At 44.6% G+C, this 22,510-nt stretch carries 15 protein-coding genes; 13 read left to right on the forward strand and 2 right to left on the reverse strand.

The features are described from left to right. The first annotated feature begins 10 nt into the window (after positions 1-10). From OM416_RS01370 to OM416_RS01400, 7 genes are all read left to right on the forward strand, one after another. On the forward strand, positions 11-1,453 hold the full coding sequence (locus OM416_RS01370) for a glycoside hydrolase family 1 protein (protein WP_264926304.1): 1,443 nt from the start codon (positions 11-13) through the stop codon (positions 1,451-1,453). 17 nt (positions 1,454-1,470) lie between these two features. Beyond that, positions 1,471-2,322 (forward strand): BglG family transcription antiterminator LicT, encoded by an 852-nt coding sequence (licT, locus tag OM416_RS01375; protein WP_264926305.1) that lies wholly within the window; start codon positions 1,471-1,473, stop codon positions 2,320-2,322. 320 nt (positions 2,323-2,642) lie between these two features. After that, complete coding sequence (locus tag OM416_RS01380) at positions 2,643-3,221, forward strand: TetR/AcrR family transcriptional regulator (RefSeq protein ID WP_264926306.1); 579 nt, start codon at positions 2,643-2,645, stop codon at positions 3,219-3,221. Positions 3,222-3,356: 135 nt separating this feature from the next. Further along, entirely contained in the window at positions 3,357-4,490 is a 1,134-nt protein-coding gene (locus OM416_RS01385) for an NADH-dependent flavin oxidoreductase (RefSeq protein ID WP_264926307.1), read from the forward strand. A gap of 260 nt (positions 4,491-4,750) precedes the next feature. Then, positions 4,751-5,581, forward strand: a complete 831-nt coding sequence (locus OM416_RS01390) for an oxidoreductase (protein WP_264926308.1) — start codon at positions 4,751-4,753, stop codon at positions 5,579-5,581. A 185-nt stretch (positions 5,582-5,766) separates the two neighbouring features. Beyond that, a complete protein-coding gene (locus tag OM416_RS01395; RefSeq protein WP_264926309.1) occupies positions 5,767-6,081 on the forward strand; it encodes an ArsR/SmtB family transcription factor in 315 nt (104 codons plus the stop codon). Next, complete coding sequence (locus OM416_RS01400; protein WP_264926310.1) at positions 6,078-8,546, forward strand: FAD-dependent oxidoreductase; 2,469 nt, start codon at positions 6,078-6,080, stop codon at positions 8,544-8,546. Before OM416_RS01395 ends, OM416_RS01400 begins: the two co-directional genes overlap by 4 nt. 121 nt (positions 8,547-8,667) lie before the next feature. Here the strand turns inward: OM416_RS01400 and OM416_RS01405 are convergent, their stop codons facing one another. Continuing rightward, positions 8,668-9,459, reverse strand: a complete 792-nt coding sequence (locus OM416_RS01405; RefSeq protein WP_264926311.1) for a carbohydrate-binding protein — start codon at positions 9,457-9,459, stop codon at positions 8,668-8,670. A 300-nt stretch (positions 9,460-9,759) separates the two neighbouring features. On the opposite strand from OM416_RS01405, the gene OM416_RS01410 reads away from it, so the two are divergent. The 3 genes from OM416_RS01410 to OM416_RS01420 all read left to right on the forward strand — a co-directional run bounded on the left by OM416_RS01410 (position 9,760) and on the right by OM416_RS01420 (position 18,045). After that, on the forward strand, positions 9,760-14,874 hold the full coding sequence (locus OM416_RS01410) for a carbohydrate-binding protein (protein WP_264926312.1): 5,115 nt from the start codon (positions 9,760-9,762) through the stop codon (positions 14,872-14,874). A 74-nt stretch (positions 14,875-14,948) separates the two neighbouring features. Continuing rightward, complete coding sequence (locus tag OM416_RS01415) at positions 14,949-15,995, forward strand: S-layer homology domain-containing protein (protein ID WP_264926313.1); 1,047 nt, start codon at positions 14,949-14,951, stop codon at positions 15,993-15,995. A 73-nt stretch (positions 15,996-16,068) separates the two neighbouring features. Further along, positions 16,069-18,045 carry an alginate lyase family protein gene (locus OM416_RS01420; protein ID WP_264926314.1) on the forward strand — a complete coding sequence of 659 codons (1,977 nt, stop codon included), beginning with the start codon at positions 16,069-16,071 and terminating at the stop codon, positions 18,043-18,045. A 194-nt stretch (positions 18,046-18,239) separates the two neighbouring features. Here the strand turns inward: OM416_RS01420 and OM416_RS01425 are convergent, their stop codons facing one another. Next, complete coding sequence (locus OM416_RS01425; RefSeq protein WP_264926315.1) at positions 18,240-19,115, reverse strand: AraC family transcriptional regulator; 876 nt, start codon at positions 19,113-19,115, stop codon at positions 18,240-18,242. 179 nt (positions 19,116-19,294) lie between these two features. Here OM416_RS01425 and OM416_RS01430 point away from each other — a divergent pair, with 179 nt between their 5' ends. The 3 genes from OM416_RS01430 to OM416_RS01440 all read left to right on the forward strand — a co-directional run bounded on the left by OM416_RS01430 (position 19,295) and on the right by OM416_RS01440 (position 22,471). Further along, positions 19,295-20,452 (forward strand): glycoside hydrolase family 88 protein, encoded by a 1,158-nt coding sequence (locus OM416_RS01430; RefSeq protein ID WP_264926317.1) that lies wholly within the window; start codon positions 19,295-19,297, stop codon positions 20,450-20,452. Between the two features lie 188 nt (positions 20,453-20,640). Beyond that, positions 20,641-21,597: an ABC transporter permease gene (locus OM416_RS01435; protein WP_264926318.1), complete on the forward strand. Its 957-nt coding sequence runs from the start codon at positions 20,641-20,643 to the stop codon at positions 21,595-21,597. 10 nt (positions 21,598-21,607) lie between these two features. Then, on the forward strand, positions 21,608-22,471 hold the full coding sequence (locus tag OM416_RS01440; protein WP_264926319.1) for a carbohydrate ABC transporter permease: 864 nt from the start codon (positions 21,608-21,610) through the stop codon (positions 22,469-22,471). Positions 22,472-22,510 lie beyond the last annotated feature (39 nt).

Below are 22,510 nucleotides of genomic sequence, written 5' to 3' on the forward strand. Positions count from 1 at the left end.
AGGGTTTGAGATGTTATATCAACACATCAAACCATTCCCCAATGAATTTCTGTGGGGAGGATCTACCTCGGCTTATCAGGTGGAGGGAGCCTGGAACGAAGATGGCAAAGGCTTGTCCGTCATCGATATGTGCGATCATCCGGCTGGAACCGCCGATTTCACAGTTGCGAGCGATCACTATCACCGATTCAGAGAAGACGTGAAGCTCTTTGCAGAGCTGGGCCTCAAAGCGTATCGTTTTTCCATTGCATGGACTCGAATCTTGCCTGCAGGCACTGGGGCTGTTAATGAGAAAGGACTCGATTTTTATCACCAATTGATTGACGAATTACTGCTCCATGGCATTGAACCCATTGTGACCATGTATCATTTCGACTTACCTTACGAGCTTGAGAAAACCGGAGGATGGAACAACCGAGAGACGATCGATGCCTTTGTCGAGTACGGGCGTATCTTGTTTGAGCAATACGGGCATAAAGTGAAATATTGGTTGAACATTAATGAGCAAAATACGATGATTCTCCATCCTGGTGCCATTGGTACACCGAAAGGCGGTCGTTTGCCTTCCAATAAGGAACTATATCAGCAAAATCATCACATGTTTGTGGCTCAAGGCAGAACGATGAGACTATTTCATGATATGATCCCGCAAGGCAGGATCGGTCCTGCATTAAACATGACTTCCATGTACCAGGCAACCTCCAGACCAGCAGATGCAATCGCTGCACATAACTGGGAGACGATTCGTGGATGGGGGTTTCTCGACTTATCGGTGTGGGGACGGTATAATCCATTATTCTGGAGTTATTTGCAGGAACGTGGCCTCGAGCCGGTTATTGAGCAGGGCGACATGGAGGACATCCAGTCCGGCCGTCCCGATCTGGTAGCTATCAATTATTACTCTACGGCAACCATTGCCGCCAGTATGGGGGATGCATCGGATGTTACAGCTCGTGCAGGGGATCAGCAAATTATGCTTGGCGAGCAGGGAGTGTACCGGGCAGCGGAGAATCCATATACGGAAAAAACGAAATATGGCTGGGTTATTGACCCGGTTGGCCTAAGGCTGACATTGCGTAAGGTATGTGAACGATATGGTCTCCCGATTTTAATTACCGAAAATGGCATAGGAGCTCCGGATGTACTGGAAGCAGATTACACGGTTAACGACACGTACCGAATTGATTTTATCGAGAAACACCTGGAGCAGATCAGACTGGCTCTAACGGATGGCGTGGATGTGATTGGTTATTGCCCTTGGTCCGTCATTGACGTAGTAAGCACCCATCAGGGGTATGGGAAACGCTACGGCATGATCTATGTCAACCGTGGTGAACAGGATCTGAAAGACTTGAAGCGCTTGAAAAAGAAAAGCTTCTCGTGGTATCAGGAGGTCATTAAACAGAATGGCAGATGTATCGGAAATTCGGATCAGGCGGTCACGAAAGAATAAAGGATCGTGATGAATGCATGAAAGTAATCAAAATATTGAATAATAGCTTGCTTCTGACCAAAGATGAACAGGGACAAGAAGTGATTGTCATGGGAAAAGGCTTGGCATTCAAAGGCAAAGTCGGCGAGCGACTGGATGAAGAGCACATCCAGAAACGATTCATTTTGCAAAATAATCCCTCTGCCCAGGCTTACGTACGAACCATCGAAAACATGCCGGAATCACATGTGAACGTCATTAACAAACTCATTTCCAATGCCAAAGAAAAGCTCTCACTTGATGATCAAATCTTCTTTACACTTATGGATCACCTGTCATTTGCCATTGAACGTTGGAAAAAAGGTGTATCATTACAGAATCGTATGTTGTGGGAGATCCAAAGGTTTCATCCGGTTGAATTCGAAATGGGCATGGAAGCCGTCCACTTGTTGAATCAAGAACTTGGCATTAAGCTTACGGAAGAGGAAGCGGGCAATATTGCCTTTCATTTCGTCAATGCTCAAAGCCATGAACAGAATATGGAGCGCACGATGCAATCCGTTAAAATGTTAAAAGATATTTTTAATCTTATTCAATACAGCTTTGACATGCAGTTGAATAAAAACTCCATCCATTATGTGAGACTCGTCACACACCTGCAGTTTTTCATCCAGCGTTTACAAGAGGGCCGCTTGGGCAATTCGCCGAAAGATTTCATCTTTCAGCACATGGTGAAGGAGCATCCACTTGAGTACAAATGCGCGGAGATGATTAAAACCTACGTGCAAAACATGCTGGATATCTCCATCTCAAACGAGGAATTATTATATCTGATGATTCATATTGCTCGAATTGTGCAGGAGGAGCAAGGTGACGAGGGGCAAATATAGCGTTGATATGTTTGCGAATATAAAATAACGAAATGATCATGTAGCTACGACCGTTCTCTGGTATTTCACCGGAAAACGGTCGTTTGGTTTGACTACCCTTGGAAGACTATGTTCATCATTGTGGCTTCACGTCTAACTCAAATGTTGGTCGAGGTAGCATTTTCACACTTGATTTTAATCGAATGATCGTTTAATATAGGTCCAGTGAATGATACGTTGTCTATGAGGTGGAGGGATACTTGGGTATCAAAAAACGACGTTAGAATGCTCTTCATATAGCGCATCCTGGATTGACTTTAATCAAACGATTATTTAATATCATGTACATGAGACATAAAGATGAGAATAAAAGAGAGCGTATTTTTAACGCAGCAATTCAATTAATTAATGAATATGGTTTATCGGAAACCTCGATGTCCAAGATCGCCAAAAAGGCTAACGTATCGGCTTCAACGATATACGTTTACTTCGAAAACAAGGAGGACATGCTGAATAAACTGTATTTAAGCATCAAGAAAGACATGAGTCTGGCCGTATTCCACAATTATGATGAGTCGATTTCGATCCAATCTGCTTTTGAGCATACATTGAAAAATTTTTCGGACTTTATTTTAAGCCACAAAGATGAATTTTTATTTGCCGAGCAATTCTCCAATTCACCACTTCTTCATAAGTTGTCCCTGATGGAAGGAGCCAGTTTATTCGAACCTCTATTTAAGTTGTACGAGAAGGGCAAGCGCGAACAGGTCTTTAAGCAAGTGGATACGAGTTTGCTTCATATGTTTACGTTCAATCCAACCATGCAATATGTTAAAGAGGTTTTTGGCGGCCGGATCGAGTTGGAGCAAGTTCGCTTGGACGAACTAGTTCAGATGACCTGGGATGCGATTAAAGCTTAATAAAGTATTATGTTAGAGGGAATTACATTCACTATGGAAATCCCTCTGTTTTAACACTATATATTAATCGAATGATCGTTTATTTATAATTGAAAACTGATTCACACTTACTATTATTTAGAAAGAGGTAATGTAATGAACTCACAATACAACAACATGTTTGAATCTTTTACACTCAGCAACGGAGTAACGCTTCGGAATCGAATCGTTATGGCACCTATGACCACTTGGTCCAGTAATGATGATTATACCGTTTCAGATGCGGAAGAAAACTATTATAAAAAAAGAGTAAGTGGTGTAGGGCTGGTTATTACAGGATGCACACATGTCCAACCTAACGGGATCGGCTTCACGAATGAGTTCGCCGGTTACGATGATACGTTTATTCCGAGCTTGCGTAAATTGGCAGAGGCGGCAAAAAGTGGAGGAGCTCCTGCAATACTTCAAATTTTTCATGCAGGTAACAAGGCACTTCCAAATCTAACTCCCAATGGAGAAGTAGTGAGTTCCAGCGCTGTACAGACGGAAGCCACAGGATTTGCACCTTCCGTTCTACCTAGAGAGCTTTCGCATGATGAAATATTGGACGTGATTCACGCGTTTGGGGAAACGACCAGACGTGCAATTGAAGCAGGCTTTGACGGGGTTGAAATTCATGGTGCTCATGGATTCCTGCTGCAAAACTTCTTTTCTCCATTCTTCAACAGACGAGAGGATCAATGGGGTGGTTCCATAGAGAATCGCTTACGCTTTCCACTGGCTGTCATTAATGAAATGAAACGTGTCATACAAAAACATGCTTCCAAACCGTTTATTCTCGGATACCGGATTTCTCCTGACGAACATCAGGAAGGTGGTCTAAGAATGAAGGATACCTATGTGCTGATTGATCGCCTGATTGAAGTGGGTGTTTATTATATCCATGCTTCACTGGGGGATGTCTTTACATCCAAGCCAACTGATACTCAAGGTGACAAAACACATCTGGAATTCATTGCTGAACATGTGAGTGGTCGAGTAACTCTCCTGGCTGCAGGTTCGATGGTAACTCCAAATGATGTTAATAAAGCTATGGATCAGGGCGTATCGCTGGCTGCGATCGGACACGCGCTCATCATGAATCCGGACTGGGTCGAGAAAGTTCAAGCTGGACAGGAATCCGAAATCACAACAACGATCAAGGCTTCACAGGTAAGTGAGCTTGAACTACCAGAAAAACTGTGGGGCTTCATTCAAGCTTCTGGTCCATGGTTCAATATCGAAGAATAACAATTACCATCAGACTGAAATATCCTTTCATGTGATAAGAGAATTAGGCAAACATGTAAGACAATCAATATACTCGTATTATGGGTGACCATGACATAATAAAGAAGCAGTTTCCCACACATGAGAAGTGAAATACGAAACAAATGTGCGGAGACATTATGCTGGATAAAAAATGGTGAGATGATAGCGGGCTACGACAAATATAAAATTTAGACGGTTCACGTATACTACTCATTTTACTAGGAAAGGGAGTTATTCATATGTCAGTTTGGTTAATTACGGGTTGTTCCAGTGGTCTCGGCCGCAGTCTTGCAGAAGCTGTACTGAAGCAAGGAGATCAAGCGATCATCACAGCCAGAAAAATTTCGGATATTCAGGATATCGTGGATGTGTATCCAGATTCGACATTAGCTCTCCAATTGGATGTCACAAACCATGAGCAGATTACTCAAGTCGTGCAAAAAGCAGAATCCCGTTTCGGGCAAGTGGATATTCTTGTGAATAATGCAGGGTATGGCTACCGTGCTGCTGTGGAAGAAGCGGATGAAGCACAAGTAGACACATTGTTTGCTACCAATTTCTTCGGGCCGGTCGCCATGATCAAAGCCGTATTGCCTGGCATGAGAGCTAGACGCAGCGGAACTATCATGAATGTTTCTTCCATTGCCGCTCGTAACACTGCACCGGGTTCCGGTTATTACGCGGCAACAAAATGTGCTCTGGAAGGTATGTCCAGAGGGCTGAAAAAAGAAGTCGATCCGCTAGGCATTAAAGTGATTATCGTTGAACCGGGCGCATTTAAAACTGAGTTCTCCGGTCGCTCCTTGGAGCAGTCTAAAATCACTTTGGCCGATTACGCAGAAACATCTGGAAAACGTCGAAAAGAACATGATCAATCCCATGGACTGCAGCCGGGTGATCCCTCTAAAGGAGCTCAGCTCATGATTAAGGCAGCCGAAGCTGCCGATCCGCCCTCATTATTATTATTGGGAAGCGATGCAGTCCGAGTGGTCAGCACTGCGCTCGAAGATGATCGTGCTCAAGTGCAGGCTTGGAAAAAGGAAAGTGTAACTACTGACTTCTCCAGTTAACGCCTGTGGGAGTCGTATCCCAGTAATATAGAGAAAAAAGGTACTATTGTAGCTGTATTAAAGAAATTCGTTGAAGAAGCCATCAGCTTTATGTCTGGTGGCTTCTATTTTTGTAGAATCAAAACGTTTGACATATAAATCGTTAAAACGTATTATTACGATATAACGATTTAGGAGGAATACATTTGAACACTCCCGCTTTTGATAGCACTAATTTAAAACAGTTCGACGAACCTGCTGATCTGCTGAAAGCTTTATCTCACCCCGTTCGTTTGTGCATTGTACGTGGACTGATGCAAAAGAAGAAATGTAATGTTTCATATATGCAAGAATGTCTGGATCTTCCCCAATCCACTGTATCTCAGCATTTGCAGAAGCTTCGCAGTGCCGGTATTGTCGCTACTGAGCGGAATGGTCTTGAAGTGTATTATGTGCTTGCCGATCAACGGATTGAACAGATTATAACGATTTTATTTGGAAAGGAAGACGGTGAATCATGAGTAAAAAAATACTGATTGTTGGCGGTGTGGCTGGGGGTGCATCTGCGGCTGCACGGCTACGCCGTCTGGATGAACATGCCGACATTATTATCTTTGAGAAGGGACCCTATATATCATTTGCCAATTGCGGCTTACCCTATTATATTGGGGGCTCGATTGATGATCGAGAGCGTCTTCTGGTACAGACGCCTAAAGGCATGGCAGATCGCTTTCGTATCGATGTGCGTATAAGAAGTGAGGTCGTTGCTATAGATCCGCACAAGCGTACAGTTACGGTACAAAGCCAAGAGCGTGGTCAATATGAAGAAAGCTATGATGAGTTAATTTTGTCACCAGGTGCAAAACCAATCATTCCCGATCTACCGGGCAAGGATAATCCACTGATATATACCGTGCGAAACATTCCTGATATTGATCGAATCAAAGAACAAATAAATGCAGATAACAACAGTTCTTCAATCGTTATAGGTGGAGGATTTATTGGAGTTGAAATGGCAGAGAATTTAAAGGAAGCCGGGTTAGATGTAACGTTAATCGAGGGGAATGGACAGGTACTCACTCCATTTGATCCTGAATTGGCAGCAGCGCTGGCACAGGAAATGGAGCAGAATGGAGTAAAGTTGCTGTTCTCTCAGCGTGTTCAGGGATTCCATTCACTTGAAAAAGGCATTGGAGTAGAGCTTGCGGATAGTCAGGTTCTGACTGCTGATCTGGTTATTCTGGCAATAGGGGTAACTCCAGATACTTCTTTTGTGAAAAGTAGCGGCATTTCCCTAGGCGCACGAGGACATATTATTGTAAATGAAGCGCTGGAAAGCAGTGTGCCGCATATCTATGCTGTCGGTGATGCCATCGAAGTAACTGAAACCATTCATGGAACAAAGACAGCTATTCCACTAGCAGGACCTGCGAACAAACAAGGAAGAATTGTTGCCGGTCGTATTGCAGGACTTCGTTCCACCTATAAAGGAACACAAGGTACATCCATTATCAAAGTGTTTGGAATGACAGGAGCAACTACGGGTAGCAATGAAAAAACATTAAAACGTCTTGGTATTGATTATAGAACTGTAATCGTGCATCCGGCCTCACATGCATCGTATTATCCAGGTTCCAGCGCGATTACGCTTAAGTTACTTTTCACACCAGAAGGCAAGATTTTAGGTGCACAGGCAGTCGGTTATGACGGAGTGGATAAGCGGATTGATGATATAGCTGTAGCCATACATTTCGGAGGACACATCCAAGATTTGACCGAGCTTGAACTGAGTTACGCACCCCCTTATTCTTCAGCAAAAGATCCGGTTAATATGGCTGGCTATGCAGCAGAGAATATTATAGCTGGACGTGTTCAAACATTCACCTATGATCAGCTGTCTGAACACCAGCCGGACCATTCTATACTACTGGATGTTCGCAGTGATCTGGAGCATCGCAATGGCAACATTCCGGGTTCGATAAATATATCGGTGGATGAGCTTCGTCAGCGGTTAGATGAACTAGACTCATCCAAAGATATCTGGGTATACTGCCAGGTTGGTTTACGTGGATATACAGCTTCACAAATCCTGCGTCAGCATGGATTTAGCGTCAAAAACTTGAGTGGAGGCTATAAAACATATCGCCAAGCCCAGTTTAAGCCAGCTCCATTTTCTCCTGCAAAAACAAATCATCATGAACCTGGGCCAGGCTTGAAGGAATCAGGGCCAATTCCCACTGCTGCGACTGAGCCACAGCGTATCGATCATGAGTTGAACGTATGCGGTTTAAGTTGTCCCGGTCCGCTGATACAAGTGAAGCAGAAGATGGATCAACTATCGAATGGAGAGACCTTGCGGGTAAAAGCCTCCGATCCAGGGTTCTATGAAGATGTAAAAGCATGGGCAACCATGTCTGGCTCCATACTCGTACACCTGGAACGAATCAAAGGCGGAGTTATTGAGGCTGTAATAGCCAAGAATACCGCCCCAACCGTATCTGATGCACCTAATAGTGAGGCTGCCAGCACGATGGTTGTCTTCAGTGGCGATCTGGATAAAGCCATTGCTTCTCTTATTATTGCGAACGGGGCAGCAGCAAGTGGACGCAAAGTAACGATGTTTTTCACATTTTGGGGATTGAGTGTTATTCGTAAGCATCAACCGCAGCCTGTACCCAAAACGATGATCGGTCGGATGTTTGATATGATGCTGCCGCGCAGCAGCCATAAGCTTGGCATGTCCAAAATGAATATGCTTGGAATTGGTCCGAAGATGATTCGTGGCCTTATGAAGAACAATCATGTTGCTTCGTTGGAAGAATTGATTCAGACTGCATCTGCGCAAGGCGTTGAGTTTGTCGCCTGCCAAATGTCCATGGATCTGATGAGTATCCAGCGTGAAGAATTAATAGACGAGGTCAATATTGGTGGAGTAGGTTACTATCTAGGACAAGCATCTCAAGCCAATCATAATCTGTTTATTTAGAGTAGGCTTGTTTATTCATCCATTCATGTACTTATTAGCGGTGTTCTAAAAAAGACAATTTAAGCCCCTGTCGAGCTTTAGCTGTAGCTAATAGTTCGGCGGGGCTTTTCGTTTCTACTTTTTAAATTTCTCTTCCATATGCCTCGAACTGTGTCAGTGCTGGAAATAATGCAGGATCATCCGACTGAATTAATTCGCTCAGTTTCACCCATTCCACTTGCCTTGGCTCTAATAGGATTTCCTGTGATTTTCCAGATTTCTCAAGAGATACAGTCTTAGAGCTACCATCTGAAAAAGACAAGGTAACCTGCTTCCAGTAATTATCATGGGGGAAGTCGGCTCTCAGGTACAATACGATTTTTTCGATTTCAACAAGTCGTCCAAAATGAAGGATGAATTCTGCATCTAATCGTTGGTTAATTCCCCATGATTCGAATGGCCACTCTCCATGGGAATAGGTTACTGTATTGCCGTTAATGGCATTACGCGCAGCAAACACGGCCTCACCACGAGTCTCGACATTAGCCGAAGCATGAGGATATAACGTTGAGTTGGTATGGTGATCATGTGAATTTACAGCCAAATTTTTGTAGGAACGGATCTCCTCAGTGGATGCAACCCGGACAGTTAGCAAATGTAGTTGACCTGTAAATGACTTGGGAGAGTATGAGGTTTTCTTTTCATTAAAAGGGATGCGTAGACGGTACTCTAGCCCGGACAGATATACAAAATCCGGATTCAAAGCATCATCCAGCTGAATGTACAAATACACATTTTCCCTAGAGCTTCTCAGAACAATAGAATCCCCGGGTTGATACGGTTGATCGTATACCAGATGAGTGTGGTTGGTATCGGTATGTTCGGCAAGGATCGTTCCATCCTCACGCTGTACTTCAATCGTTAAATGAATCATAAATACACCTCGATTTAAAAGATTAGAATGACGTTCACTGTAGGGATGTGAACTACTTACAATCCATATTTTTTCAAAATTGTAGCACTCGTCTCCAGAACTCACAAGAGAAATTTTCCAGGCTATCGAAGAACATGAAAAAAATAGAATTTGCCTACTTTTATCATCGGAATTTGGGTTCACTTCTGGTCGATTTTTCTATACGCTTCATGAAGAAAAACAATCCAAGGGAAGGAGATATTAGTTTTTGGAAGCGTTTTCTTATAAACTCGACATTTTAGCGAACCAGGAGGCTGTGAAATGAAGAAGTGCTGCAACCTTATGAAATGGATGGTCATTCGTGTGTTGGTCGTAAGCCTCAGTGTGGTTATAGCATCTGTCCCTGGCAAGGTGGCCGCCGATGATTCGGTGATTCATTCCCAGCCTGCAATTTTGGAGACGATTAGCCCGGAAGGGTTCGTTCATCCTTCTGTGGGTTTCACTGGAAATGCACTGAAGCTGATGCAGGAGAAGGTTGCCATTGGCGCAGAGCCATGGGCGAGCGCTTTCGAGGAATTCAGGACTAGTCCTAGTGGATCACTGGATTATGATATTCGGAACCAAAGCAAACTTGATAAAACAAAACCGGCATATACGAAGATCGATAATGATGCCAAAGCCAAGGAAGCTAAGGTAGATGCGGAAGCTGCATTTACTGATGCCGTGATCTGGGCAGCGACAGGTGATGTTCGTTACCGTGAAAAAGCGATGACCATTGTTCGTCTGTGGTCTCAGATTGATCCGGCCAATCCGAAAGGATTTACAGATTCGCACATTAGTATCGGTGATGCCATGGCGAATATGGTGAGAGCTGCCGAATTGCTTCGTTATACGGAAAGCAGTGGGGAATGGGCGTGGACGGATGAGGACACGACGAATTTTACGCAGAATTATCTGATGGCCTTTTACGATGGTAACTTCTATCATAACAACGGCCGCTGGATGAACCAGCATGGTATTATCACCCAGGCCTATATGATGGCGGCTGTTTTCTCGGATAATCAGCAATGGTACCAAGAGGCTGTGGAGTGGGCTACCGCCAACAAAACGGCTACGTTCAAAGGGCAATCCGGTGATATTTTTCATCAGATTCGTTATGTCACGCAAAATGAACGAACGGGTGCACCGGTTGAGCCTCATGTACAACTTGTGGAAATGTTCCGCGACATGGGCCATGCTTCGGGGAATACAGCAACCTTATCCATGATTGCCTACATGGCTGAAATCCAGGGCACCAAAGTTAATCCGGATATGGCTTCACCAACGTTTGGAGAAGTAACGAATGCTGCGGACGGTGTGGGCATGTTCGAATTCCTCGATAACCGGATATTGGCTGGAGCCAACGAGCTCGCCAGATATAATCTGGGTTACGATATCCTGTACACCCCGGTAAATATCAGCAATGCTGTTATTGGCGATCCGGCCGGAAATTACGCAGATACGGTCAGTGATAACGGCAGAGGCTTGGGTTACGCGTCAGAGGTCACATACGGATACTATATGCATCATATGGCTCAGCCAATGGACCCCGACGATGAACGGATTAAGTATTTAGCGCAAGCTATTGAAAAGCAAGGTGGATTGGAAACGATTCCATCTTATGTTCTGTTACAGGGAACAAAGGACTTGGCGACAGGTGAGGTGGTTGGTCCTCCGAAGCCGTTAAGCAATCCGCCATACACGGAAGTAAAAGCGGCATATGATCGATTGCAGGCGTTCGATTATATTGGCAGGAGCGCAACAACCAGCACGAGCACGTTTCAGGATTTGGACGGTATGCGTTCGGTGCTGTATGACGTTCGTTATGAGAATCAGTACACCTGGTATGATCTCGATTTGGATGACAGCTACAACGAGATTACGATTCGAGCTGCAAGCAACTCAAGTGTGGGCACCAAGGTGGACGTGATTCTGCTGGATGGTGTAGACGGGCTTGACCACACTAATGTTACGACAGCCGATCTTGCCAAAGGTGAAGTGTTAACCACATTACAGGTTCCGAACACCGGATGGTGGACTAATTATGCAACCGTCTCAGGCAAACTTAGCAAGCCTCTGTCGGGCAAGCATCTGATCGCATTCAAATACTATGGCAGTGCAAATTGGCTGTCCTATCAGATTGCGTTTGACTGGTTTGCATTCTCGGATAGCTATGCAGGAAATGAACATGCTGCGCTATCAGGTGTTCTCTCTGGAGGAGCTACAGAGACTTCGGACGGTGTGAAGCTGAATGACGGAGGGGAGATCTCATTCAGCAAAATGAATTTTGATAGCGGTAATAACAGCATTGAATTACAGGCCAAAACAACGGATGCGGCGGGCCAACTGCTGTTATACAGCGGTGAAACGCTGGTATCAACCTACAAGTTGCCAAATACGAGCAATGCCATGGTGAAATTCACCTCCGAAGTTGCAGCAGCAGACTTGGCCAAGATCAAGGGCATTCATGATATTACCCTAAAGTATAAAGGCAGCTCACCGATTACAGTCAAGTCATACCGGAATATCGAGCGCAACCGCTTGGCTAACGTAGATACATCCGGCAGTCAAGCCAATTCTATCGCTGATCAGGCCATTTCGATTTCAGGTGCATTTGAAGTAGGCAAAGAAGGCAGGCGCTCTTATATTCAGACCAAGAATGGAAGCCTCGTTTATTTGAGCAAGGCTGCACTTCAAGTGGATCGTACCAAGGACAGCATCGTTTCCTTCACGGTCAGAACCAATGGGGAGGCCACATTGCAGCTGCAAAGAGATTCATCGACTGCCCCTTTTGCTACGATTCGAGTACCGGATACAAACGGTGAGTGGCTTCGAGTAAGCACGAACATATCAGATCAATATGTGAAACCGGATGACTACCCAACCTATGTGAAAAGTCTTTTTGTGTCCATTATGACGAATATGGAAGATACGGAAGTCATGCTGGACAGCTATACACTTGATCCTGCGGATACCCCGCCGGTAATCAGATTGAAGAGTGAACAAGGATTCGAGCTTACAAGTGTAGCAGCTTATGAGAATGGCGCTGATATGAATTTGAAAGTATCCGTTGAAGATCCAGACTCGGTGAATGTGTCTTTATCAACGGATAATCAGGCTTATATTGACAGTAGCGGACTGAATCGCAAGGCAGGCGGGACGTTAATTGTTAAACCGGCCGGACTTGCGCCAGGTGAATATGTTTTCCATATCTATGCAGAAGATGATACATCCAATTATGTCGATAAGGAAGTGAAGCTGACCATATACCCTGAGGAGGAGAATAAGGCCCCTGAAGGACTGACCGCAACTTTAACCGGGCCGAATTCCGTTCTGCTGAACTGGCAGGAGGTCAAAGGAGCAACCTACTACGCTATCTATCGCAAGCAAGGATCAGCGGGCACCTATACGAAATGGAAAGAAACCACTTCGACTGAATGGACCGATGCTGATCTGAAATCCGGTACTCTATACGCTTACCAGGTTGCTGGTGGCGGCAATGCAGGAGAAACGGCGAAAAGTGAAGCTGTGAGTACAACCACCCTTTCTGCCATTCAAGTTACGGAGTCGATGGTCAAGGCTTCATCCAAGCAATGGGATGCAAGCGACTCAACAGGAATCGGGACTCCCGAGAGTAATGGATGGCGTGCGTTCGATGGCAATACAGAAACGGCACCTGATGCTTTGACCAACCCAAGCTGGATTCTGATTGATTTAGGTCAAAACAATGCACCGATCCTGAGCGGTGTGAAATTTTATCCGCGCAGTACACATCTTAATCGAATGAAGGATGCTGTCATTCAAGGCTCGAATGATGGTACAACGTTTGAAAATCTGTACACTGTCGGAACCATCTCTACTGCCAAATGGTACTTTGCTGGAATTATGAACGATAAGGGATATCGATATCTTCGGTATTACACACCTAAGGGCAATGCCAATGTGGCAGAACTTGAATTCTACCAAAAAGTAGTACACGTAGATGAGCCTAACCAAGCCCCCATGTTTGCCGATTTGGCTCCAGTGACGGTGACGGCAGGGCAAGAGGTGAAGCAGACGCTTATCGCTACGGACCCGGAAGGGGATTCCATCACGTATGCGGGTATAGATCTGCCAGCAGGAGCGAAGTTGGATACAGCTACGGGTGAATTCAGCTGGACGCCAGAAGTAGCAGGGAGCTATGTGCTCCACTTCAAAGCGAGTGATGCCAAAGGTGCAGCAACAGCTGTTATCTGGACCATCACGGTAAAAGAAATAGCAGAACCGCAGCCAGAAACGGAAAATTCGGCTACGCTACGCGGACCCTTAACAGCTGCGCCGGGGCAATCAGTGGACTTGAACATCGGTGTACATGGCGTCACGGATGGTTTCACAACGGCACAATTGACCGTAACTTACGATACGTACAAGTTGCAATTCCCCACAACCGAGGATGAACAAGGACATATTATTCTGGGTGATGAAGCAGTGACTTCTTCAGAAGAAGGCTTGCAAATCATCGGAACAGGGGTGAGACCGGAATCCGGTGAGATTCTCCTTATTGTGGCTAACACGAACCAGAATCAAATTACCAATTCTGGCGATCTTATCGCTCTGCATGGGCAAGTCAAGGCAGATGCGACCACTGGGCAAGCACAAGTCAGCTTAAGTGATTTCGAAGTTTCCGCAGACGGAAATTCTAACATGCTGGATACCTCGACAGCGTCAATCGCTATTCAGATTCAAGTCGATAAGACACAGCTGACGGCTGCAATCCAGTCCGCACAATCCCTGCATGCCACGGCAGTGGAAGGAAGCGATATAGGACAGTATCCGATTGGGTCCAAAAATATATTTGATGCCTCAATTCAAAGTGCAGTGACCGTTCGTGACAATAGTGGAACCACTCAGGCGGAAGTGAACACAGCAGTCACTGCTTTACAATCGGCGATTACTACATTCCGAAATAGTGTTCATACGGCAACACCTCAGCCGACAGACCATACTGCGTTGACAGGACAGATTCAGTCTGTGCAGGGCAAACTGGCTAAAGCTGTCGCAGGAACCAAGATTGGTCAATATCCGCAGCAAGCTATAACGAGATTACAGACCGTTCTCAATGCGGCTATAGAGGTGAAAAACAATAACTCAGCATCACAAGCGAATGTGGATGCAGCGGTGGCCCAGCTTCAATCGGCAGTAAATACATTTGCATCCCAATTGATCACCCTCATATCAGGTCAGATACACGTGAGCATCAAGGACTTGTCACTGATTGCGAAGTATTATGGCACCAAATCAACGGATGCAGGCTGGAATGTTATTGAGAAAGCTGATTTGTTTGACGGAGGTGAAATCACAATCCGTGAGTTGGCTGCTGTTGCTCAAATGATTGTTGGTGACTGGCTGGAAAAATAAAAATAGGAGTAATCATGGGTTGGCGCGTAATGGCGCCTTCCTTCTGATTATTCATGTGACGGGGAGGGCCTCCATTGAGTTTGAAGGCGAGCGTGAAGAAAATGAAAATGAGAAAGGTCTGGACAAGTCTTCTGGTGCTACTGATGTCTTGTGCAACGAGCGTGAATGCAGCCACAGAAGCAGAGCAGTCAACACGTCCAAGTTTTGAGTTAAAGCCGGTGTCTGTCGACAACACACTGGTTGAAATTTCGGTCATCGGACATGATCTTGAGGATCTGTACGCTTATGAAATGAATCTGCAGTTTGATGCGAATACGCTTCGTTTCTCCAAAGCAAGCGCAGGAAATGCTGGATATACGGTCGTGCCGAAAGTGGAGGGGAACAATCTCCAGATTGCGCATACCAAAGTAGGCAGCGTGAAAGGCGATAGCGGGGATCAATTGTTGACGACCCTACAGTTTAGCGTGCAACGTGCCGGTAAAAGCACGATTACACTTCAGAATCTCAAGCTCGTGGATTCAAAGCTGATTATGTCTAAAATGACACCTGCATTGCAGGAGACCATACAGACGGAATCAGGGACCATCTTTAGTGATATAACGGGGCATTGGGCAGAGGATTCCATTCAAAAGGCGGTAGCAGCCGGATTTATCGACGGCTATACGGATGGCACGTTCCGTCCCAAGCAGGAGGTCACCCGTGCCGAGTTTGCTGTTATGTTTAGCAGAGCGCTTAAGCTTGACGTGAATGATTTGCATGCAGCATTTGCCGATGCGAACCAGATCCCGGCTTGGGCTTCCTCTCATGTGCAAGCAGCAGTGCAGAAGCAGTTTATTACCGGTTATGCTAATCACACGTTCCGACCAAGCACGAAAATGATTCGTGCCGAGATGGCGTCGATTGCTGTTCGCGCACTTGGCAAGGAAGGCCATGATGTGACTAACGTGAATGAATTTGCTGATGCAGCCGATATTTCTGCTTGGGCGAAGCCTTTCATTTATGAGGCTATAGAATTAAACATTATGCAGGGTATAGGGAATAATCATTTTTCGCCAAAAACGAATGTGACCCGCGCAGAGGCAGTTACCGTGATTTTGAATGTGTTGGGTAACAAAAATTAATTCAACCATAATTTTAAGATCGATTACATTTTGTTTTTTGTTGTCCATTCACAACTATTAAAGGAGTGATTTTATGTCACAACGGTCTACCAAAGCAAAGCTCATGAGTACCATGCTAATCATCATCATGCTTCTGATCCCCGCATATGGTGTAGTTTTACCGAAAACGGCAGAAGCAGCTACATTCGCTCATCCCGGGATTATGCACAATGCTGAGGATCTCACCCGAATGATTGCCAACCAGAACACAGAACCCTGGAAATCAGCCTTAGCCAATTTCAAAACAGATAGCAAAGCCTCCTCAACTTATACCAAACAAGGACCTTTTAGTATGGTTTGCAGGAACGATTCGACACTTTCCACATGCACGAATGCCAACAACGGAAACAGTGCTTTAGAGAATGACGCGCGAGCTGCATATTATAACGCGCTTCTGTGGAATGTGACCGGAACACAAGCGTATGCCAACAAAGCCATTGAGATTTTGAATGCCTGGTCAAGCACATTGACTACCATTGCTGGAACTGATGCACAGCTTGCTGCGGGAGATAATGGCATTTTCCTGGCTAATGCAGGCGAATTGTTACGCTATAGCAACTCTGGCTGGGCTTCGGCGAATATTACACAACTGGAAACGATGCTGACCAACGTTTTTTATCCTCATATTCAATCACCCGGAGATGCCAATTGGGGTGGATCAGCGATGAAATCCATGATTTCCATCGCTATTTTCTCGAACAATCAAACGATGTTTGATTCTGCAATATCCAATTTCAGAACGAATGCTTGTGCTTCGGTTACACGAAACGTAATGTCTACGGGACAAATTTCTGAATCCGGTCGGGATCAGATCCATGCACTTGGCGGACTTGGTAACTTGACAGTAGTCGCAGAAATCGCATGGAAACAGGGTGTGGATTTGTTTGGAGATGGAGATAATCGACTCTTAGCTGGTTCGGAGTATTGGTCTAATTATAATCTGGGTAATGAACCAACGTCATGGGATTCAACATACGGACGTTGTACCATGGGACCTTGGAGTGGCATTAATGGAACGGGAAGAAGTGCTTCCATTGGATGGGCTCAAAATGAAATAATATATGCTCACTATGTAACGCGTAAAGGATTGACCGCGCCGTATACAACCAGTTATATGAATGGCATGCCGGCGACAAATACCGATAGCGCGCTGCTCACATTTGCATACAGACTGGGCACCATTACCGATTCAACGAAACCATCAGCACCATTGGGGTTAACAGTCAAGCCGTTGTCAGACAAAGTCGTTAATCTAAGCTGGTCGCCTTCAACCGATAATGTTGCTGTGAGTGGTTACAAAATATACAAGAATGGGACCATTGTGGGGTACTCACCAACTACGGACTATACCGATGCAGGACTGACTGCTTCCACAGCTTATAATTATCAGGTAAGCGCATATGATGCAAAATCGAACACATCTACAACAAGCAGTACGGTGACTGCCACAACACTGTCCTCTGCGACTGCGCAGATTTCGTTCTCTTCACAGGACATTGGCAGTGTAGGCGTTGCGGGAAGTTATAGCTACAGCGGCGGAACATATACAGTCAAAGCTTCGGGAAGTGATATATGGGATTACGCGGATCAATTCCGATTTGCTTATGTACCGTTAAAAGGGGATCGCACGATTACCGCTCGGGTTGCCAGCCTGACGAATACACATTCGTCTGCCAAAGCAGGGGTTATGGTTCGGGAATCTCTGTTTGAGGATGCCAGCAATGTGTATGCCGCTATGAAACCAGGACTCGCCGTATTCCAAAATCGGACGGCACCAGGTGCAGTAACGAAATCTACAACATCCGCAACGGTAAGTGCACCATATTGGGTTAGAGCGACCAGATCAGGGAACACTGTTACAACATATATTTCTGCAAATGGCACGACATGGACGCAGACAGGTTCGTCATTAATTTCTGCTGCGAGCACAGCCTATGTAGGTCTTGCTGTGACATCTCATGCGAACACGACGCTTACAACGGCTACATTTGATAATGTAAGTATCCAGTAGAGACATTGTATGATTGGTCTGGTTCGGATCACTTAATATTGATGTCATCATCGTAAAATAGAGCGAGCCAAACACTCTTTATCCGTATTATATTTCAAATAAGAAACAAGAAACCTCCAGATTCCACTTTATTAGTGGGGTTTGGAGGTTTTTTCATGACAAATGTTTTGGAGGCTAACTTATCTTAGATCACATTATAATGCATTCTTTTTCTGATTTATCTTGTACTTCAAAGGTGTGACTTGATACGTTTTTTTGAAACACGAGATAAAATGTGAAACATTCTGGAAGCCAACGCGATGGCTTATTACTTCCACGGGCAGGGTTGTCGTTTCAAGCATATGAGCGGCTACTTTAATTCGTTTTGCAGTAAGGTACTCGCTCAAATTACTCCCAGTTTCTTTTTTGAAAAGCCGGGATACATAGGATCTTGTAAAATGCAGTTGATCTGCCAGCTTGTTGAGTATGTTAGATTCCATATAATGTTCGTCCAGCCACTGCATAATCAGTTCGGAATGTTCTTTCTTACGACGTGTAAGCGTGGACTCCAATTGATTTTCAGGGAAGATCCTTGCCACAGCACTAAGAAACTGAAGAATAAATACGGTAATTTCCTCTTGAGTGTCACCTTGTTCCATATGAGCAATTTGTCCATAATCCTCCATACAGTAGTTAAAGAGGTTCATATCTCTGCTGAAGTCAAATGCGCGCTCAATCTCACTGGAATAGCACAAACGATCAAACCATTCTCTGCGACGTGGATATTCTTTCAAATATTGATTCATAAGCGAATGGTTTACATGGATCACTGCACGTTCGTAAGGACATTCATGAGTTACTTTAGCAAAGACTTTGTGTATTTCGAAAGGTTGAAATACAAAGAGCATACCTTTCTTGATTGGATACGTCTTGTTATTCATCACCACAGTGCCATTGCCTTCAAATACAATCAAGAACTCGCAGCACTGGTGCCAATGATAAAAACTGCTGTTTGATTGACTCGTTCGATGACGATCTGTCCACACCACAGGTTTTCCATGAAACGGGACTGATTCAAAACCGACTTCCATGAAAATCACTCCACACCATTTTTACTAGATTGTAGCATTGCTTTATCTTTTGTCAAAAGTGCAACAGAACGGTATTTTCATTAAACGCAGCAAAACTATTGCGGGTTTTAGCATGATACACTGATGCTGTTCTAACTAAATGATGAATGAGAATCCAAAACAGGAAAGCGGGAACTGGCATGTTAAATACAGAAGAGCAACGAGTCTGGTTACAAGATATTGAGCAACGGATCATTCAAAAATTAGACTGGGTGAGTGACAAATCCAAAAATAAAATTCCATACACAACCGTTCATGGTGTACATGATGACCGTTCTGTTGAAAATCCCAGTGGTACACATGCAGATGGCATTAACTGGTGGACCAATGGTTTCTGGGGCGGAATGATGTGGCAGATGTACCACAACACGGGTCAGGAGAAGTACCAAGCTATTGCAAATATCTCAGAAGACAAGCTCGATGCGGGCTTGCAACAGTATTACGGTTTGCATCATGATGTGGGGTTTATGTGGCTGCCAACCAGTGTCGCAAACTATAAACTGACCAAGAATCCTGAATCTCGAAAACGGGCGCTGCATGCTGCCAACCTGTTGGCAGGACGCTATAATCCGATGGGTGAATTTATTCGCGCATGGAACGACATCAGTGGAGAAGACACTCGAGGATGGGCCATAATTGACTGTATGTTTAACATCCCCTTACTCTATTGGGCAACGGAAGAAACCGGAGATCCCCGATTCATGCAGATTGCCCTCAAGCATGCGGATACGGTCATGAAGACATTCGTACGTCCTGATGGTTCCGTCAATCATATTGTAGAGTTCGATCCGTTTACAGGAGATGTTGTAAAATCATATGGTGGGCAAGGCTATGGTGAGGGCTCTTCCTGGACGAGAGGTCAGACGTGGGGATTATACGGTTTTATGATGAGTTATATTCATACAGGCAAAGCAGAATATCTTAATACAGCGAAGCGCATTGCACATTATTTTATCGCTAACATTCCTGACAACGGAATTATTCCGATTGACTTTAGACAACCGAAGGAGCCAGCATATGAAGATTCAACGGCTGCAGCAATTGCAGCCTGCGGACTTATCGAGATTTCCAAGGCAGTCGAACTTCATGAGAAGGATCTCTATCTGAAACCTGCACTAAAATTGTTGAAAACGTTGGACGAGGACAGAGCAGACTGGACCGAAGATTGCGATTGTATTCTCAAAAATGGATCGGCAGCGTATCATGCCAAAGAGCATCATCAATCCATTATTTATGGAGATTATTACTTTATCGAAGCCATTTATAAGTTAAAAGGAACCGACTTGTATTTCTGGTGAACTTTGGAGGACTTGCTTATATAGCTTGTCCTCTTTTTATGTTTGATTTTTTATTACAAAACAAAGTTGTTTTTCCGTACTAAGGGCGTTGGATTTTACCTCTTAGGTTATTTGTGTTCCATGTTAAGATGGGTTCACAACCAACAAACAAGCATATACACAAGGATCTGGAGGAGGCCTTAGACAAAGTGACGACAAACACAAAAGTTCAACCGTACACTGCCAAGAGCATGAAGAGAACAACTACATTTTGGGCTTTGATCAAAAGAGACTGGTTCCTTTACCTGCTGCTGGTTCCCTTTTTATTATGGTATGTCATGTTTGCATTCAAGCCGATGTATGGCATACAGATTGCATTTAAGGACTACAGCATATTCAGAGGCATTCAAGGGAGCGAATGGGTAGGTCTTCAACACTTTCAGGATTTTCTGCAAAGTGAGTATTTCTACAGGGTGTTAAAGAATACGTTAATCATCAGCTTGTACGCGTTATTATTTGTATTTCCTGCACCGATCATCTTCGCTCTACTTCTGAATGAAGTGAAGAGTTCCAAATTCAAAAAAGTTGTGCAAACGTTTACTTATATGCCTCACTTCATATCAGTTGTTATCGTTGCGGGTATCGTTACGAACTTCCTGGCTCCCGGCAATGGAATAATCAATCTGATTATTGAGAAGTTTGGCGGTGATAAAATATACTTCCTGGCTGATGCCAGTTTCTTCCGAACTATCCTGAACTCCATGAGCATATGGCAGGGTACCGGGTTTGCGGCCATCATATATATCGCAGCGTTATCAGGTGTCAATTCGGAACTGTATGAAGCCGCAGTTATTGACGGAGCAAGCAAATGGAAGCGTACACTTCACGTCACGATCCCGGGAATTCTGCCTACGATCATGATCATGCTCATTCTACAGATCGGTAGCTTGTTGGAAGTGGGCTATGAAGCGATCATTCTTCTCTACCAGCCAGTGACATATGCAACTGCGGATGTGATTAGTACCTATGTCTATCGTGAAGGTATCGTAAACGGAAGGTATGATATGGCAGCAGCTGTTGGACTGTTTAACTCGGTTGTTGGATTTATTCTAATCATCGCTGCAAATAAACTAAGCAAGAAATATACAGAATCTGGACTATGGTAGGTGATCGCTTATGATGGAGAGTCGTGGAGAAAAGATATTCTATGTATTCAATTATATTATTCTGGGGTTGTTCGCCTGTCTGACCCTGTATCCGTTCTTATATGTTCTGTCTGCGTCAATAAGTTCCCCGCAGGCAGTGGTGACAGGGGAGGTGCTTCTGTTTCCAAAAGGAATTACATGGGAAGCGTATACTTCCGTGCTGGGTGAGAAAGGGATTTGGACCGGTTACGGCAATACGATTTTCTATACCGTTGTTGGTACGTTGACAAGCATGATTTTGACAATCTGTGGTGCATACCCACTGGCGAAGAAAAGGCTGAAAGGTCGGACAACGATTAACCTGATCATTTCGTTTACGCTCATTTTCAACGCTGGCATGATTCCGATGTACCTGAACTTCCAAAGCCTCGGTTTGCTGGATAACCGCTTTGGTATTATTATCGGGTTTGCAATCAGTACATTTAACTTCGTTATTCTCCGCACGTTCTTCCAATCACTTCCGGAGGAGATTGAAGAGGCTGCACGCATTGATGGTGCGGGAGATATCGGCGTGATGATGCGTATTGTCATTCCCCTTTCAAAAGCACCGCTGGCTACAATTGGATTGTTCTATGCCGTAGCCAGATGGAATGGTTACTTCTGGTCGATGATCATGTTGAGGGATGAGAGCAAGTTTCCATTACAGGTTCTGCTGAACAGACTCGTCGTACAGATGAAACCGTCTGAGAACATGATGAACGATGTATCCTTTACAACAGGAGAAACCGTCATTTATGCTACAATCGTGATTGCTATTATTCCAATTATTGCGGTGTATCCATTTATTCAGAAATATTTTGTTAAGGGTGTCATGATTGGTTCGTTAAAAGGATAAGGATTATCCGAATGTTGTCCCATCCGACTACATTTTGAT

The sequence above is a fragment of the Paenibacillus sp. LS1 genome, assembly GCF_026013365.1.
Taxonomy (GTDB): domain Bacteria; phylum Bacillota; class Bacilli; order Paenibacillales; family Paenibacillaceae; genus Paenibacillus.